Origin of the sequence: Pontibaca salina, from assembly GCF_016307205.1 — a bacterium.
GTDB classification, from domain to species: domain Bacteria; phylum Pseudomonadota; class Alphaproteobacteria; order Rhodobacterales; family Rhodobacteraceae; genus Pontibaca; species Pontibaca salina.
This window is the reverse complement of sequence record NZ_JAEIJD010000015.1, coordinates 16,552-31,359: the sequence shown is the minus strand read 5'-3', so window position 1 is coordinate 31,359 and position 14,808 is coordinate 16,552. Positions and strand designations below refer to the sequence as shown.

Below are 14,808 nucleotides of genomic sequence, written 5' to 3'. Positions count from 1 at the left end.
TCCTCCCTTATGCTTGATTCATTTTTGCGGGCGCAGCGCCCGATAGATTGCCAGCCCCGCTAGGGCGGCGATGACAAGCAGAAACGACCCGATGACCGACAGGATGCCCAGCGTCGGTACCAGCGGCGAATAGCCCGACACCATTTTCGCATAGAGCCATTCTGGTAGGGTCGAATCCGCACCCGTGGTGAACAGTGATAGCGGAAAGTTTCCCCAGCTCAGCAGGAACGAAAACAGCCCCGCCGCAACGATACCCGGCATCAAGAGCGGCAGCGTGATCTCGCGCAGGATAACTGGGGTTGAGGCGCCCATATCACGGGCGGCTTCTTCCAGCGCCGGGTCGAAACTATAGGCGCGGATGGCAACAATCAGCGTGGCGATGGGGGCGATCCAGACCAGATGCGCGACGATGGCGGTTTTCCACGACGGGATGATGCCGAGCGAATTGAACCACATCAGCAGTGCAAGCCCGAGCACCGTCTGCGGGAAAAAGATTGGCAGAAGCACCAGCTTCTGAAATAGTGAGCGATAGCGCCACTGATAGCGGGCAAAGGCCAGTGCCCCGAAAAAGCCGATGATCATCGACAGGATGGTGACGATCACCGCGATCTTCAGCGATGTCAGCGCCAGCATACGCACCTCGGTGCTGGCCAGCGCTTCGCTGAACCAGCCGGTCGAGTAGCGCTTGATCGGGAACGTCAGGTAACGGGCCTTGGACACCGAGGCAAAGGCAACCGAAACCAGCGGCAGATAGAGAAAAGCAATGATAATGATGCCGTAGATCGTCAATGCGATGCGGGTTGTGCGGGAGGTTCCCATGTCAGTCCCTGCCCATGATTTTGTCCAGGTCGATCTTGGCGATGCCATAGATCGCAAGCGTCCCGATCAGCACGATCAGCACCATCGATAGCGCCGATCCAAGCGGCCAGTTTTGCCCGTAGGTAAAGGCCGTCTGGATGTCATCGGCAATCGCGATCACCGCGCGGCCGCCTAGAATTTTCGCCTCGGCCATCGCGCCGGCTGCCAGAACGAAGGTCAGCAGATAGCCCACCATGATCCCCGGCGCGGCCAGCGGTAAGTCAATCTGCGTCAGCACTTGCCAGCGCGTCGCGCCCAGATCGCGCGCCGCCTGCCGTGCGTCCTCGGGCACCATCGAGATGCCTTGCGCCAGCGGAAACAGCATGAATGGCAGGTACACATAGACGATGCCAAATATGATGATGCCCACGTTATAAAGCGGGCTTTCAAATCCAACGCCGGTCCAGTGGCGCAGATAGCCCTCAATCAGCCCGCCCTTCATCAAGGTCAAAACCCAGCCGAAGAGGCGGATGTTTTCCGAAACGAATAGGCTCATCACCACGGCAATGGTGATAATCAGCGCAAAGCGTTTGAACACTTTGGCCATGCCGTAGGCCAGCGGCCAGCAGATAATGAACAGGATCGTCGAGGCTGCAAATGCCATGAACAGCGACCACAGCAACGATTTGTAATAGCCCTGATTGACCATCGTCTTGAACGCCGAAAAATTAGGCATATTGACGATGCTGAAGACCTTTTCCGGCAGGATGGAAAAGATCGCGACCAAACCCAGCGGCGCGATAAAAGCAAGCGCCAGAACCACCAGCATCGGCAGCGATGCCAACGTGCCCAATTTCCCGTCCAGGCGCTTCATGCGACCTTCTCCTCGAACGGGGTGTCCTCGATCACATGCGCGCTGGCTGCGCTCCACCCAAGACGCACTGTATCGCCTTGGCTGCCGTCATACCGATCTTCTCGCAGTTTCTCGACTGTGAGGATCTGTCCGCTCCCGGTCTTGACCTCATAGTGAATCCGCGAACCCAAGGCGTAGATGCCATTCAGCGTGCCGGAAATCTCAAAATCTGCGACTTGGCCGTCAGCAAGAAATTGCACGTATTCCGGGCGGATCATCAGGGTGGCATCGCGCGCGGCGGTGATCCGCTCTGCCATGGTGCTGGTCGCATCTCCGGGAGCGGCTATCAGCCCCGCCCCCTCGATCCGCCCGTCGGAGGCAGTCACTTGGAACAGATTCACCTCGCCCATGAATTCTGCCACAAAACGCGAAACGGGTTTGGAGTAGATCTCATCGGCGTCCGAGATCTGCTCGAACCGGCCCGATTTCATGATGGCGATACGGTCGGACATCACCAATGCCTCTTCCAGAGAGTGGGTGATGTAGACAAAGGTTTTTCCGGTTCGCGCGTGCAGATCTTTCAGTTCTTTCTCAAGGCTTTTGCGCAGGCGGTAATCCAGCGCGGAAAGCGGTTCGTCAAAGAACAGAATTTCAGGGTCAAAGGCCAGCGCGCGAGCCAGAGCAACCCGCTGCCGTTCGCCACCTGAACATTCGGTGACACGCTTGTCATAATAGCTGGCGGGCAGGTGCAGAAGCTGCAGCAGTTCGATAGCGCGCGCCTTGCGCTTGGCCGGGTCGATCTTGCGCAGTTTCAGGGGGAATTCAATATTCTGACCCACCGACATATGCGGAAACAGCGCCAGAGATTGAAACACCATACAGGTCGGGCGCAGATTGGCTGGTATCTGATCAATGCGCTTGTCGCGCAGCCAAATTTCGCCGCTGGTCAATTCGTCCATGCCGACCAGCAGCCGGATGATGGTGGATTTACCGCTGCCCGACGGGCCGACGATGGTAAAAAATTCACCCTCCTCGATAGCTAGGTCAATGCCGTGCAGGGCCGTAAAGTGCCCGAATGTCTTGCGGACGGATTTCAGGCGCAAAATTGGGTTAGCGGGCATTTAAGTCTCCGAATCAGGGGAATTGGTGCAGGATGGCGGGCAGACCGCCACCCTGCCGATGCCACTCAGCTGCGGCGCGCCTGGGTGTAGATGTCGATCAGGTCAGCATAGGACGTGACCACCTCGTAATCGGCAGATTTCGCCATATCTTCGGCCAGACTATCCATCTGGATCGCGTCCAACTCGTCCTGGGTAAAGCGCGCCATGACCTCCTCGTTGCCCATCTGGGCCACGGGGTTGTAGGTGCCTTCGGTAAAGGCGACCGCATGGGCAATTTCAGGCGTCTGCACAAATTCCAAGAAATCCTGTGCCAGTTCGGAGGGGTTGGGATTGTTGACCACCGATGTCAGTTCAATCCAGACACAACCGCCCTTGCCATCGACCGGCCCGGAGTTGGGCGTGATCGCTCGTACATTGGTCAGTCCGTCAAACCGCGCGGGCGAAGCAGTATAAACGCCGCCGGTGAAATAGGCGTCAATCTCGCCATTGATCAGCGCGGTGTTCATCGCCACCAAATCATCGGTCAGCAGGCGCGCATTGCTGAAAATATACTCGGCGGTCTTTTTGAATTTCAGCTGGTCATCGCCCTCGATCGCTTGGAACGGGTTTAACCCTGAGGCCATCGCCAAGTGGATGATATTCCAGTTGTCATAGGTCAGAAGGCCAAAGCGGCCCTTCATCTTTTCGTCGAAGAACAGGTTCCAGCCCTCGTCCTCGGCCGTCTCGCGGCTGATCTTGTCGGTGTTAACCACAAAGGAGAACGGGCCATAACGCTGCGGCATTCCCAGCAGGTCACCGTTTTCGGCAAAGGCCAGCGGATAGGGATCGGCGAATTCGGGGAGCATCTTGTCGAAAAAGGGCATGAAGCGATCCTTATCCATGGGCCGGATCAGACCTGCGGGATAAAGTTGGCTACGCGCCCAAGGCTGGTTGACGTTGATGAGATCCCACACGCGCACCTCGCCGGCGCGCAGCTTGTTGATCATGTCGGGATCAGAGGTGCCGCTTTCAGCGCGAACGGTGGCATCGGGGTGCATGTCCCGATAGCGCCCCAGCACCTGTTCGGAATTATAGCCCTCCCAACACAGGATGTTTAGCTCGTTATTGCGCGCCGCATAGGCTGCGCGCGCTCCCATCAGGCTACCGGCACCCAGCAACGCACTGGCGCCGACAGTAAACTGTCGTCTTGAAAGTGTCATAATCAATCCTCCCGAGATTGTTGGTTATCGCTGATGTCGGCTACACTGCGCTCTAACGGCGCTTTTTAGCGGGTACCGACAGGTCGTATCTATTTCTTGCGTCCCTCGATGCTTTCTAGACAATTGGTAATTGTCGCGCGGGCCACTTCCATGTCGCGCACCGAACCGGACATGAAGATGCGGCCCGTGGCACCCATCATTTGAACGTCGTTGATGGTGGCGTTTGGTGCGGCCTTCTCGGCCTCGTTCGCGGCGACGCAGGCAAAAAGGGCGGGGGCCATTTCGTAGATCAAAAGCGCCACACCGGGGATCAGGATCGAGCCGTCGCGCGAGCGATTGAGGATGATCGCGTGCTGGTCCGACAAGTCTTCGATGATATCATGATAAAGGATCGTCGGCGCCAGTTGATCCTCGGGTTTGGCGTTAATTCCCTTAAGGATGGCCCGGCCTGCGACCTCGACATCTTTCATGTCGTCGGCATGTAGTTCCAGCAAGCCAAACTGGCGCTCAGTGAACAGGATACCCGGCTCCATATCCGGGGTTTCCTTCAGCGCCAGGTCGGTGATGCGATGGATCGCCAGCGCCGGAGCCACCTCGATGATCAGCGAGTTCTGCCCGGTAAAGGGCGGATACCCCCGCGCCCGCGTCGGCGAGGAAAGATAGGCCGCGAACTGCGGTTGCAGATCCTCGATCGGCAGATAGACACGCAATTCAGTCATCAAAATGCTCCGGCTTCAGGTGCTTATTGTGCCGCGTCTTTGGCAGCGTCGAAATGTTTGCCCAGATCGGCATGGGGACGCGGGATCACATGCACGGCGGTGACGTCGCCGACCTGGCTGGCCGCTTCGGCGCCGGCTTCGGTTGCGGCCTTGACCGCGCCCACATCGCCGCGCACGACGACCGACACCAAGCCGCCGCCGACTTCGTTACGGGCGACGATTTCAACATTCGCCGCCTTGACCATCGCATCCGCCGCCGCCAGCGCCGGCACGTAGCCCTGAGTTTCGATCATCCCGAGTGCAAGATTTGCCATTTACTCTCTCCTTTAGCTTTTCCGGCCTTTGCCGGATTTATTGGGTGTTTCGTCATCAATAGACCCGATGATCAACGCATCGATCGCCGCCGTGCGATCCGTGAAATAGGCGGCAGCCACCGACCCTTGGGTGATCAGCACGGCCTCGCCAGGGGCGCACCCCAGCGGATCGAAGGCGATCAAGCGCGTCCCGGTCTCGGTTTCGACTTCTAGATACCCACCAGTCGGCATGGTTTCGATCCGGCGCGAGGACCAGATTTTTCCGGTTACGGTTGCGCGTATCATGTTGCAAACCTTTCGATCCTGATGCCCCGGCGGCGTGCTTCGTCATTGGCAAGCGGCGTGAGGCGGCATTTTTTCGGTACGCGCAGCACCTTGGCGCTTTGGTCCAGCGCTTCGATGTCACGCTCGGTCACCAGCGTCTTGGTCAGTTCCACCGCCTTGGTGCGGGGCACGGGCGCGTAGCTGGCCACGGGCTGCGGCGCGTAGGTATGGGCTGGTGCTGGTGGCATGGCACCCGACAGCGCGAAGCGCTGCGCACCGCTGGTGACGGCGGTGGCAAAATCCGGATCGGACTGCGCACGCAGCACCAGATCGCGCGCGAATCGGTCCAGATCAGCGCTGCCGCTGATCTGGACCTGTTCGGGCGCAGGCCCCGCCGCGATTTCGTGGCGCAGGGCCGCGATCTCTTCGCGTAGGATAGCGCGTATTTCATCGCGCAGTGCCGTCATCACTCGGCTCCCGCCGCGCGCAGCGCGCCTTCGGCGGCGTTGCGCGCATTGCGCACATCCGCTTCGGTCCCGGCCAGATAAAGCCGGCCATTGGCGCCTATCGGGCGCATGTCGATGACCTTGATATCGGCCTCTTTTTCGGCCTCATTACAGGCCATAACTGCGTAGGCCGCTGACTGACATTCCAGCAGATAGACGGATTCCCCACCCAGAACCATCGAACCCATTTTGTTGCGGTTCATCAGGAATGCGTGTTGATTTTCGATATTGGTGACGATCTTCGACGCCAGGATTTTTGGCGGCGCGATATCGCTCGCCGTTCGCCCCAGTTGCTGCATCACCGCATCCGCGCCAGCCTGAACCTCGGCGGTAGAGCGCGAGTGGAACTGAAGCGTCCCGAACTGACGTTCAACCACCAAAAGACCCGCGCGCACATCGGCCGATTTTAGCACAACATCGGTCAGGGCCTCGATATCAAGGCCTGGTGCAATCTCGACGATCTGCGCAGCCATACGAGCGCGCGGCAAGGAGCCACGCATCCATGTGCTGAGATAGGCCAGCGTTTGCGGCTGAAGCTGGTCGATAAAGATTGAGGCGCGTAGATCGGTCATTTCTGTCCTCCGGTCAGCCCTCTGAGCTCTTCCAAAATCAGCTGACGCAGCATGTCACGGTCACTGTCGGGCAACCCATTGGGCGCGACGGGCGCGCGGGACGCGACATGGAGATTTGCGGGCTGATTGGGTTGTTTGCTGTCCAGAGCTGACAGATCGAAGTTTTCAAACGGCACAGAGGCATCGCTATTATAGGCGATGCGCGTCCAGTGCACCAAATGCTGAGGTCCGACATTTTCGCCCACCGACGAGCGCCCGGCAAAGCCGGTACCAATCATAAAAGACGGTGGCAGATGTGTGGCAAAACCTGCTGCGCCCTGGCTGCATGGCGCGTTGACGACCACGCGGTAGACCGGCAGCATATCGGCAAATTGTAGCAACCGGTCCGGTGCCTCGCCATGGAAAGCCGCCGAATGGCCGCCGCCCCGCTTGAGAATCTGCGCGGCGATGGTCATCGCCTGCCGGAAATCTACGGCAGAGGCGAGGGTCAGAACCGGGCACAACTTTTCTTGGAACAGCTTGTCGTCCTGCCCCGGCGCGGTGATGACCGGCACGAGGATACGCGCCGAAGGGCTGACGCGGATACCTGCCTTGTCTGCGATCCAAGTTGCGGATTTGCCGACGGCCGCCACATTGAAGCCGTGATCGGTAAAGAGGTAATCGCGCAACTTGTCGGTGTCGGACGCATTACACAGATGCGCACCTGCACTGCGCAACGCGCGCTCCATATTGCCGCGATTTGCGTCCAGCGTCAGAACCACACTTTCATTGGTGCAAAGCACCGAATTGTCAAAACTCTTGCTGTCCACCAGGCGTTTCGCGGTCGCATCCACCTTAGCTGTGGGATCAACATAGGCCACCGCATTGCCCGGACCCACACCCATCGCAGGATTGCCCGAGGAATAGGCCGCGCGCACCATCGCCCCACCGCCTGTCGCCATGATTACCGCAACCTTGTCAGAAGCCATGATTTCCTGCACCAGCGGGACCGAAGGATCCTCAACACACTGGATCAGTCCTGCGGGCGCGCCAGCAGACTCGGCAGCATCGGCTAGTGTTTTTGCGGCATCAAGGCTGCATTCCCGGGCTGCAGGATGCGGGCTGAACACGATAGCGTTGCGGCTGAGAATCGCCAGCATCGCCTTGTAATAGAGCGTGGCAATCGGGTTGGTCGCGGGCGTTAGAGCAAAGATCACGCCGGCAGGTTTGGCTAGTTCCACCATCTTCGTATCAGGTAGAATGCGGGCGCTGACCAAGTCCAGATCGCGGTAATAATCTAGCAGCGGCAGGGTGCTAAGCTCGTTCTTTAACTTCTTGTGCTCGACCACGCCAAAGCCGGTCTCGCGCACGGCCCAGTCGGCATAGTGCCCGGCCTTGACATGGGCTGCGCGCGCTACAGCCTCGGCCACTTTCAGAACCGTCACGCGGTTTGCTTTCCCGAACTGGCGCACAGCCCAATGGGCGCGGCTGATCTTCATATGGGCGGTCGCGATCGCGGGGTCAGGAACGACCAAGCGCGCGGCGTTTGGATCGGCGCTCATGCGGCTGTCCTCATCGTCTTTAACAATTGTCTGGCGCGTGGCATCGCCGTATCAAAGCGGTCCATGATTTCCTGGCACACATCCACGGTCAGCATCACGCCCGGCTTGAACTGGAGCACGCGCTTGTCCAGCGATGAGAAGATCGCCCAGACGCCATTTTCATACAGCGCGCGCGACACCGCCACAGCGCCCTCGGGATGGTCAAACTCCAACCCCAGAACCACCCCGCGCTGACGCACGCCGACAAAGATATCGCTGTGGCGCGCCATCATTTCCTGCATCCCGGCGGCGAAGAAATCCGTCACGAAATGTACGTTCGAGATGATCTCGGGGCGGTGCAGCATCTCGATCACCTTGTGACCGACGAGGCAACCCAGCTCGGCACCGCCTGCGGTGGAAATATGCGCCGCTCCGTCCTCGGTCAGCCAACCGCCACATTCCTTGGTCACAAGGCATGCCGAAATGGGATAGATCCCACCACCCAGACCCTTGCCGCAGACCATGATATCAGGCTGGATACCATAGCCCTGCCAGCCCCACATCACGCCGGTGCGCATCAGCCCGGTCTGCACCTCGTCCGAGATGAGAAGTGTGCCGTATTTGCGGCAAATGCGGTGACATTCGCGCAGGTAATCATCATCCGGCATCGGAAACCCATAGGTCGCCGGGATCGTCTCGATGATGAAGGCGGCGACATCGCCTTTCTTCAGCACCTGCTCCAGCGCATCGGGATCATTGAACGGCACATTCAGGAATTCTTCCGGGCGGTCCGCCAAAAAGATCTTGGAAAACCGCTCATCCCCGGTGGCAACCGATAGGCCTGAATGACCGTGATAGCCCTTGATGATTGACACGATCTTCTTACGCTTAGTGACGTAGCGCGCTGTTTTTAAGGCAATTTCAACTGCTTCGGCGCCGCCTGCGCCAAAGATCGCATATTGCATATGCGGCGCCGTCTTGATCAGTTGCTCGGCAAAGGCCGCGCGCGCGACAGAGGGAAACCAGTGGTTGCCCATGTCGAAATAATCCAGACCGGATTTCAGCGTCGCCACCAATTCGGGATTGCGATGGCCAAAATTATAGGTGCCGCCATTCAAGTGAAGGTCGATCAGACGCTTGCCAGACATATCATGCAGAAAATATTCCTCACGGCGGTCGATCACCATCGGCGTGCCCGCATCGCTCCAGAACTGCACCTTCCCGGGATTCCAGTATTCGGCGGCCCTTTGTAAAAGGTCATCCTTAGATTCGAAGCTGAAAAATCCGTAGTTGAACACGCGTGATTCCCCCCCAATTCAACTCCCACATTAACCCGGAGGCTTGGGTTGGCAACATTTTTGTGGCATGTCGGGCATTTTCTTTTTGTGAATCTAGTAGGCAACGGGCTATAATGTTGGAAAATCAAAGGGACATGCAGATGACACTGTCTAAGAAGGAACGGCGACAAGATCAGATCCTTGAGGCGCTGGACCGCAATCCGGCTATGCGCGTCAGCGAGTTGGCCGATACGCTGAATGTGTCATCCGAAACGATCCGGCGCGATCTGACCCATTTGGATGCGACGGGGCGCATTAACCGGACCTATGGTGGTGCAGTCCGCGGCCAAGTGTCCGAGCCACATCTGGCCGAACGGCTAAGCCATCATATCGCGGCGCGGCAGGCTATCGCGCGGAAAGCAATAGATTTGGTACAGGATGCGGAAACCATCTTTGTCGGAGGCGGTGCAACGACTCTGCATTTCGCGCGCGCGCTGCGCAGCACCACACGGCGGCTGACGGTTCTAACCCCTGCGCACCGGGTCGCTTCGGAACTGTCAGAGAATGCGAACATTCAGATCATGTGCCTGCCCGGCCTTTTCGACGGCAAGGAGGGCCTTGTGACGGGGCCTGAAACCCTGGCTGCAATCCAACGCTTCCATATTCCGATCGCGTTTATGGGCGCATCGGGCGTGGATTCCGGCGGCGTGAGCGAAGCTATGCTGGGTCCGTCCGAAGTCTATCGTGCGATGATCGAATGTTCGCAGACGGTGTACATCTTGGCTGATCAGTCCAAATTTGACTGCCGGTCACTAAAATACATTACTGGCTGGACCGAAGGTATCCATCTGGTCACAGACGCGAACCCCGGCGCGGACCTGTTGAATAAGCTGAAAACAGGCGGTGCAAAAGTTCACTTGAGCGGAGATGTTTGAAGCGTAACATAATAGAATAAGGGGCTTTGTTGCAGTAAATGGCATTTAATGAGCGGTATCAAACCGTGACAGGTCCACCGCCTCCCGCTGGCTCATGCTCTCAGCACACGCCAGCCGAACCTGCTGATACAAATCCACGGTGAAAACCCTCCCGCCCTCCCTGGCACCAGAAAGGGTAAAGGTGGACGACTTTTACGCCGCTCGGCTATCTGACCCAGACCCCCCCCCGCCATCGCGGACGGGCACCGGCAAAGCCAAATCATCAAGTTTATGCCGTGGAATTACACACAGACCGTGTGATAGGCGCACCGTTTACGTATAATTCTCGCAACTGCTGTAATCATACATTTAAAGTGGAACTTCATGAAACCACTTCGGATATTACTTTGTGCGCCTAATTTCAACCGCGGTGGAGCGGAGCGCATGTCGCTGCAACTTCTCGAGGAGCTTGACCGCGATCGCTTCGAGGTTTGTATGTATGTGCACGAGCGCTTGCCGATCCAGTTTGATCCTAGCAGAAAGCAGCTGGGTGATATAATTTTTGGGGTGACGGGGTATTATCGCCGTTGGCATCTGTTTCGCCATCTCTGCGAAACGTTGCGCTTGGCACGAGGTGCTGATGTAATCGTAGGGTCAAATGAGGGACGTGCATCGGGTCTCGCCCTGTTTGCCGGGATGGTATTGCGTCGCCCTGTAGTGTTATGGCTCCACGCAGATTGGAGCCGTTTTTCCAGGATTGTGAGTTGGCGAACCCGATTGGTGGTCCGCTTCTTTCAACAGGCGTCGGTTATCGTTGCTTGCTCTCAGGGAGTAGCCAGTTCCCATGCCAATGCATTCCCCAGCGCCCGGGGACGACTACATGTCATAACGAACTGTATTGATGTTTCCGCTATTGAGAGCGCCGCTTCGGTTGACCTACCTGAGGATATGCAGGGCCTGTTTGAGGCGCCAACGGTTGTGGCGGTTGGTCGCCTTGATCGCCAGAAAGGCCATGATCTGCTGATCCGCGCTCACGCTTTGGCGCTTCAGGCTGGAATAAAGCACAATCTGTTTATCTTGGGTGATGGTGGTGAAGGTGCAATGCTAAAAAAACTGGCAGCCAAGCTTGAGGTTACGGACACTGTTCATTTTCTCGGATTTCAGGAGAATCCATATCGCTTCATGGCGCGCGCAACGCTGTTTGTACTGGCTTCGCGGTTTGAAGGGTTCGGACTCGTTGTGGCAGAGGCACTTGCTTGTCGTGTACCAGTTGTAGCCTTTGATTGCCCGTCCGGACCTGCGGAAATCCTGCAAAATGGGCGTTATGGCGTTCTGGTTCCACCTCAAGACACCAACGCGTTGAGCAAGGCGATTATAAGCACGCTTGCAGATGTGGCGCTTCGACGACATCTGGCCGACGGAGGGCCCTCACGAGCGCAACATTTTGGAGTCTCGGCATTTAGTGCAGCTTGGAGCGAAGTTCTTGAAACAGCCGCCGAACGAAAGTGAGTACCTTGCCGCCTCCCCCTGTGCACCGCATCAGTTCATTGCTCCTAAACATGCGGTTCGCCCGTCTATATAAAAATGACGCCAAAGAAGTCATCGCGACGGTCCATCGGGGCTGCTCTATTGGCAGAAAATGCTATCAACCCACTCAACCAGCAGGCTTAAAAAGTAGCTCGGAACAAGCCAAATCCCATCCAAAGGATGGGTTTAGATCAGAGATCAGAAACCTATCATAGCATCTTCATTTTTGAATTGTAGTTATAGTCGGAGCAAGTTTCCAATAGCTTTAAATAAAAGGTAGTGTTTTTATAATGACATTAGGTTACCTTGTTCCCGAATTTCCAGATCAGACTCATGCTTTCTTCTGGCGAGAAATCGGTGCGTTCGAAGAAGCCGGAACAGGGGTGCGCATTTATTCGACTCGCCGTCCTGCTCCTGAGTCCTGCCCCCATGCTTTCGCTCAGCAAGCTATGGTTCGGACGACATATCTATTTCCGCCACGGATTGACTCATTCATCGCAAGACTTCTGACGCATCCTTTGCGTACCCTACGTGCCTCGGCGTATATAATGCGACTCGACGAGACGCCGATCAAGGCGCGCCTGAAGCTCTTGGGGCTACTCCCCTCCGCCACCACGCTGGTCGCCGATGCGCGCAAGGCCGGGGTGACCCACTTGCACATTCACTCCTGTGCCAACGCTGCTCATCTGGGTGCCCTCGCGAATATTCTCGACGACCTGCCATACAGTTTAACCTTGCACGGTGACCTTCCTGTTTATGGCGCCGACCATGCTGCCAAAATGAAACGCGCCAACTTCGTGGCGGCCGTGACGCGACCGCTTTCTCGTCAGGTTCTATTGGTTAGTCCCGCCACTGATGCGCCGGTGATCTGGATGGGAGTTAATTGTGCCAGCTTTTCGCCTGGTCCGTGCCCGAATAACCAGATCTTCACCGTGGCGACAATCGCTCGACTGAACCACGTCAAGGGCCATCGTTTCTTTTTGCGGGCAATGGCGCGTCTTCGCGACCAAGGCCGGATTATGCATTACAAGATTGCTGGCGACGGTCCCGAGAAGGCGGCAATCGAGGCTGAGATCAGGCAACTCGGACTCGAAAGCCAAGTGGAGATGCTGGGCGCGCTGAATGAGGCGGCCGTCCTCGACCTATTGAACCGCGCTGATGCCTTGGCCCTGACATCAATCGGCAAAGGCGAGGCTGCACCGGTCACCGTGATGGAAGCGATGGCTTGCGGTTTACCTGTGATTTGTTCGCGAATCGGGGGAACACCCGATATGATTGAGGACGGCACCGACGGTTTCCTAGTCGAGCAGCAGGATGTTGCGACCATTGCAAAGTTGCTACTTCGCATGGCTGATGAGCCTGAACTGGTAGCCCGCATCGGATCGGCTGCGCGCGCCAATGCGCTCGTAAAGTTCGACTATCAGATCAATGCCCGCAAGCTTCTTGACAGGATCACGTTTGGCTGAGGGCAAGCTCACGCGCCGGTCGGTAGTGACCGAAAGAAAGAAGCGCAGGATGTCTATGCTGAGAGAAATAGGTGGAAGTTGGTGATTGCCCGCGAGGACAGCATATCATGGCGGTGTTGAAGCCATCGTCAATTCTGCACGGATGGCCTCAAGCGCAACCTTGGCCTTGAACTCAGCCGAATTGCGTTTCCGCGTCGTCATAGGGGTCTTCCTTCGTCGGTAGCCAAAGCTTGGCAACTGGTCCGAGATCCTGCAACCACCTCTGTAAGGCAGGGCCGTATCGTTCTGGCCCTGCCCCATAAGGGGTATTACCGCATTGGCGCCGGCCCCATGAGATAGTGATCGATCTCCCACTGCGTCACTTGCGAGTGGTACATGGCGAACTCATCGCGCTTCTCTTGTGCGAAGAAGTCGACAAAGTCGCCATGGGGACCCTTGCCCAACGCCTTCCGGATCACCTCATTTTCCTGCAGGGCATTTGCTGCATCCCAGAGGGTCGCCGGCAGGCGGGTATACCCGGACAGCTCTTTCTGGCTCATGGTATAGGTGTTTCTTTCCTGCAGGCATTCGCCCGGGTCCAACTCCCGTGCGATACCGTCAAGGCCGGCCGCCAGAATGGCAGCGGTGGCAAGATGGGGGCTGGCCCCGCCATCAACGCCGCGATGCTCAAACCGGCCCGGTGCCGGGATCCGGATCATCGTTGTACGGTTGTTCGCCCCATACATGATGTGTGTCGGGGTCCAGGTCGATCCGGAGGACGGGTGTGGCACGCCAATGCGCTTATAGGCATTTACGTTCGATCCGATCAGAGCCTGAATGCCCAAGGAATGTTTGAGAACGCCGGCGATGAAATGATAGCCGAGTTTCGACATCCCCAGAGCATCTTGATCATCCTGGAACAAATTGTTGCCGTTGTCGTCCCAAATGCTGAGATGTGTGTTCAGCCCGGTGCCCGTGTTATTTGTAAATGGCTTCCCCATGAAGGTCGGAATGATCCCTTGGCCGTCCTGAAAAGCCACGGCATGGGCCATATAGCGGAAGAAGATCAGCCGGTCGGCGGTCGTCATCGCGTCCGCGTAATCGATATTCACCTCATATTGGCCATTGCCATCTTCGGCATCTACCGCCGGGCTCCCCCAGCCCAGTTGGTTGATATACTGGGACATCTTGCTGAGGAACGGCCACGCATGTTCTATTCCATAGGCGTGATAGCAAGGCTTGACCGAGGTATCGAGCGCATCGGCCATGACGATGGTGCCGTCCTCTTTGCGCCGCACCAGGAAAAACTCCGGCTCCATTCCGGTTTTGAGTGTCCAGCCATGCTCGGATTTGATCTTGTCCAGCAGGTTTTGCAGGATCACACGCGAGGCATAGGGCCATGCCTCTCCTTTGACATAGGGCGAGGCATGCAAAACCGCCATATTGGGACGCCACGGCATGCGGGTATAGGTCGATGCCTCGGGCATAAACGCGATGTCGCCATCCGCCGGGGTTTGATTAAGCCCACCGGCTGCGAATCCGGCAAAAGCCGCGCCATCATCAAGCAGGCTGTCGATATATTTTGCCGGTGCCACCGAAGCGCACGGTTTTCCGTTTACCTCGGTACCCAGCGCCATGAAAAACTCGATGCCATCTTTCTTTGCTTGTTCTTTCAATCTTTCGCGTGAATCCGTCATTTCTGATCGCTCCCTTAGTTCAGTGGTAATACCCCTTTTCCCAGGGGGTACATTCGCATGGCCTACTCAGCTTTTTTATTTT

At 57.3% G+C, this 14,808-nt stretch carries 15 protein-coding genes; 3 read left to right on the top strand and 12 right to left on the bottom strand.

Annotated features, from left to right (window positions below; genetic code table 11):
* Positions 1 to 18: 18 nt before the first annotated feature.
* From JAO82_RS13365 to JAO82_RS13315, 11 genes are all read right to left on the bottom strand, one after another.
* Positions 19 to 819, bottom strand: coding sequence for an ABC transporter permease (locus JAO82_RS13365; RefSeq protein WP_198686894.1), 801 nt, complete (start codon positions 817 to 819; stop codon positions 19 to 21).
* Between the two features lies 1 nt (position 820).
* Positions 821 to 1,672, bottom strand: coding sequence for an ABC transporter permease (locus JAO82_RS13360; protein WP_198686893.1), 852 nt, complete (start codon positions 1,670 to 1,672; stop codon positions 821 to 823).
* Positions 1,669 to 2,772 carry an ABC transporter ATP-binding protein gene (locus tag JAO82_RS13355; protein WP_198686892.1) on the bottom strand — a complete coding sequence of 368 codons (1,104 nt, stop codon included), beginning with the start codon at positions 2,770 to 2,772 and terminating at the stop codon, positions 1,669 to 1,671. Before JAO82_RS13355 ends, JAO82_RS13360 begins: the two co-directional genes overlap by 4 nt.
* Positions 2,773 to 2,837: 65 nt before the next feature.
* Positions 2,838 to 3,971 carry an ABC transporter substrate-binding protein gene (locus JAO82_RS13350; RefSeq protein ID WP_198686891.1) on the bottom strand — a complete coding sequence of 378 codons (1,134 nt, stop codon included), beginning with the start codon at positions 3,969 to 3,971 and terminating at the stop codon, positions 2,838 to 2,840.
* 89 nt (positions 3,972 to 4,060) lie between these two features.
* A complete protein-coding gene (locus JAO82_RS13345) occupies positions 4,061 to 4,690 on the bottom strand; it encodes a hypothetical protein (RefSeq protein ID WP_198686890.1) in 630 nt (209 codons plus the stop codon).
* A 23-nt stretch (positions 4,691 to 4,713) separates the two neighbouring features.
* Positions 4,714 to 5,004, bottom strand: coding sequence for a BMC domain-containing protein (locus JAO82_RS13340; protein WP_198686889.1), 291 nt, complete (start codon positions 5,002 to 5,004; stop codon positions 4,714 to 4,716).
* 12 nt (positions 5,005 to 5,016) lie between these two features.
* Positions 5,017 to 5,289: a EutN/CcmL family microcompartment protein gene (locus JAO82_RS13335; protein WP_198686888.1), complete on the bottom strand. Its 273-nt coding sequence runs from the start codon at positions 5,287 to 5,289 to the stop codon at positions 5,017 to 5,019.
* Positions 5,286 to 5,735: a hypothetical protein gene (locus JAO82_RS13330; RefSeq protein WP_198686887.1), complete on the bottom strand. Its 450-nt coding sequence runs from the start codon at positions 5,733 to 5,735 to the stop codon at positions 5,286 to 5,288. Before JAO82_RS13330 ends, JAO82_RS13335 begins: the two co-directional genes overlap by 4 nt.
* The gene (locus tag JAO82_RS13325) at positions 5,735 to 6,346 is read right to left on the bottom strand and encodes a BMC domain-containing protein (RefSeq protein ID WP_198686886.1); all 612 of its coding nucleotides are present in this window, start codon (positions 6,344 to 6,346) and stop codon (positions 5,735 to 5,737) included. Before JAO82_RS13325 ends, JAO82_RS13330 begins: the two co-directional genes overlap by 1 nt.
* On the bottom strand, positions 6,343 to 7,887 hold the full coding sequence (locus JAO82_RS13320) for an aldehyde dehydrogenase family protein (protein WP_198686885.1): 1,545 nt from the start codon (positions 7,885 to 7,887) through the stop codon (positions 6,343 to 6,345). The genes JAO82_RS13325 and JAO82_RS13320 overlap by 4 nt, the downstream gene beginning before the upstream one ends.
* Entirely contained in the window at positions 7,884 to 9,164 is a 1,281-nt protein-coding gene (locus tag JAO82_RS13315) for a class-III pyridoxal-phosphate-dependent aminotransferase (RefSeq protein WP_198686884.1), read from the bottom strand. Before JAO82_RS13315 ends, JAO82_RS13320 begins: the two co-directional genes overlap by 4 nt.
* A gap of 140 nt (positions 9,165 to 9,304) precedes the next feature.
* Here JAO82_RS13315 and JAO82_RS13310 point away from each other — a divergent pair, with 140 nt between their 5' ends.
* From JAO82_RS13310 to JAO82_RS13300, 3 genes are all read left to right on the top strand, one after another.
* Complete coding sequence (locus JAO82_RS13310; protein WP_198686883.1) at positions 9,305 to 10,078, top strand: DeoR/GlpR family DNA-binding transcription regulator; 774 nt, start codon at positions 9,305 to 9,307, stop codon at positions 10,076 to 10,078.
* A 363-nt stretch (positions 10,079 to 10,441) separates the two neighbouring features.
* Complete coding sequence (locus JAO82_RS13305; protein WP_269812851.1) at positions 10,442 to 11,566, top strand: glycosyltransferase; 1,125 nt, start codon at positions 10,442 to 10,444, stop codon at positions 11,564 to 11,566.
* Positions 11,567 to 11,874: 308 nt separating this feature from the next.
* Positions 11,875 to 13,050 carry a glycosyltransferase gene (locus JAO82_RS13300; protein WP_198686881.1) on the top strand — a complete coding sequence of 392 codons (1,176 nt, stop codon included), beginning with the start codon at positions 11,875 to 11,877 and terminating at the stop codon, positions 13,048 to 13,050.
* 308 nt (positions 13,051 to 13,358) lie between these two features.
* Here JAO82_RS13300 and glnT read toward each other — a convergent pair whose 3' ends face one another.
* Positions 13,359 to 14,726, bottom strand: coding sequence for a type III glutamate--ammonia ligase (gene glnT, locus JAO82_RS13295; protein ID WP_198686880.1), 1,368 nt, complete (start codon positions 14,724 to 14,726; stop codon positions 13,359 to 13,361).
* Positions 14,727 to 14,808 lie beyond the last annotated feature (82 nt).

Excerpts from the sequence above, each read along its gene's own strand:
- JAO82_RS13365 (WP_198686894.1), bottom strand. The coding sequence starts at position 819 with ATGGGAACCTCCCGCACAACCCGCATCGCATTGACGATCTACGGCATC.
- JAO82_RS13360 (WP_198686893.1), bottom strand. The coding sequence starts at position 1,672 with ATGAAGCGCCTGGACGGGAAATTGGGCACGTTGGCATCGCTGCCGATG.
- JAO82_RS13355 (WP_198686892.1), bottom strand. The coding sequence starts at position 2,772 with ATGCCCGCTAACCCAATTTTGCGCCTGAAATCCGTCCGCAAGACATTC.
- JAO82_RS13350 (WP_198686891.1), bottom strand. The coding sequence starts at position 3,971 with ATGACACTTTCAAGACGACAGTTTACTGTCGGCGCCAGTGCGTTGCTG.
- JAO82_RS13345 (WP_198686890.1), bottom strand. The coding sequence starts at position 4,690 with ATGACTGAATTGCGTGTCTATCTGCCGATCGAGGATCTGCAACCGCAG.
- JAO82_RS13340 (WP_198686889.1), bottom strand. The coding sequence starts at position 5,004 with ATGGCAAATCTTGCACTCGGGATGATCGAAACTCAGGGCTACGTGCCG.
- JAO82_RS13335 (WP_198686888.1), bottom strand. The coding sequence starts at position 5,289 with ATGATACGCGCAACCGTAACCGGAAAAATCTGGTCCTCGCGCCGGATC.
- JAO82_RS13330 (WP_198686887.1), bottom strand. The coding sequence starts at position 5,735 with ATGACGGCACTGCGCGATGAAATACGCGCTATCCTACGCGAAGAGATC.
- JAO82_RS13325 (WP_198686886.1), bottom strand. The coding sequence starts at position 6,346 with ATGACCGATCTACGCGCCTCAATCTTTATCGACCAGCTTCAGCCGCAA.
- JAO82_RS13320 (WP_198686885.1), bottom strand. The coding sequence starts at position 7,887 with ATGAGCGCCGATCCAAACGCCGCGCGCTTGGTCGTTCCTGACCCCGCG.
- JAO82_RS13310 (WP_198686883.1), top strand. The coding sequence starts at position 9,305 with ATGACACTGTCTAAGAAGGAACGGCGACAAGATCAGATCCTTGAGGCG.
- JAO82_RS13305 (WP_269812851.1), top strand. The coding sequence starts at position 10,442 with ATGAAACCACTTCGGATATTACTTTGTGCGCCTAATTTCAACCGCGGT.
- JAO82_RS13300 (WP_198686881.1), top strand. The coding sequence starts at position 11,875 with ATGACATTAGGTTACCTTGTTCCCGAATTTCCAGATCAGACTCATGCT.
- glnT (WP_198686880.1), bottom strand. The coding sequence starts at position 14,726 with ATGACGGATTCACGCGAAAGATTGAAAGAACAAGCAAAGAAAGATGGC.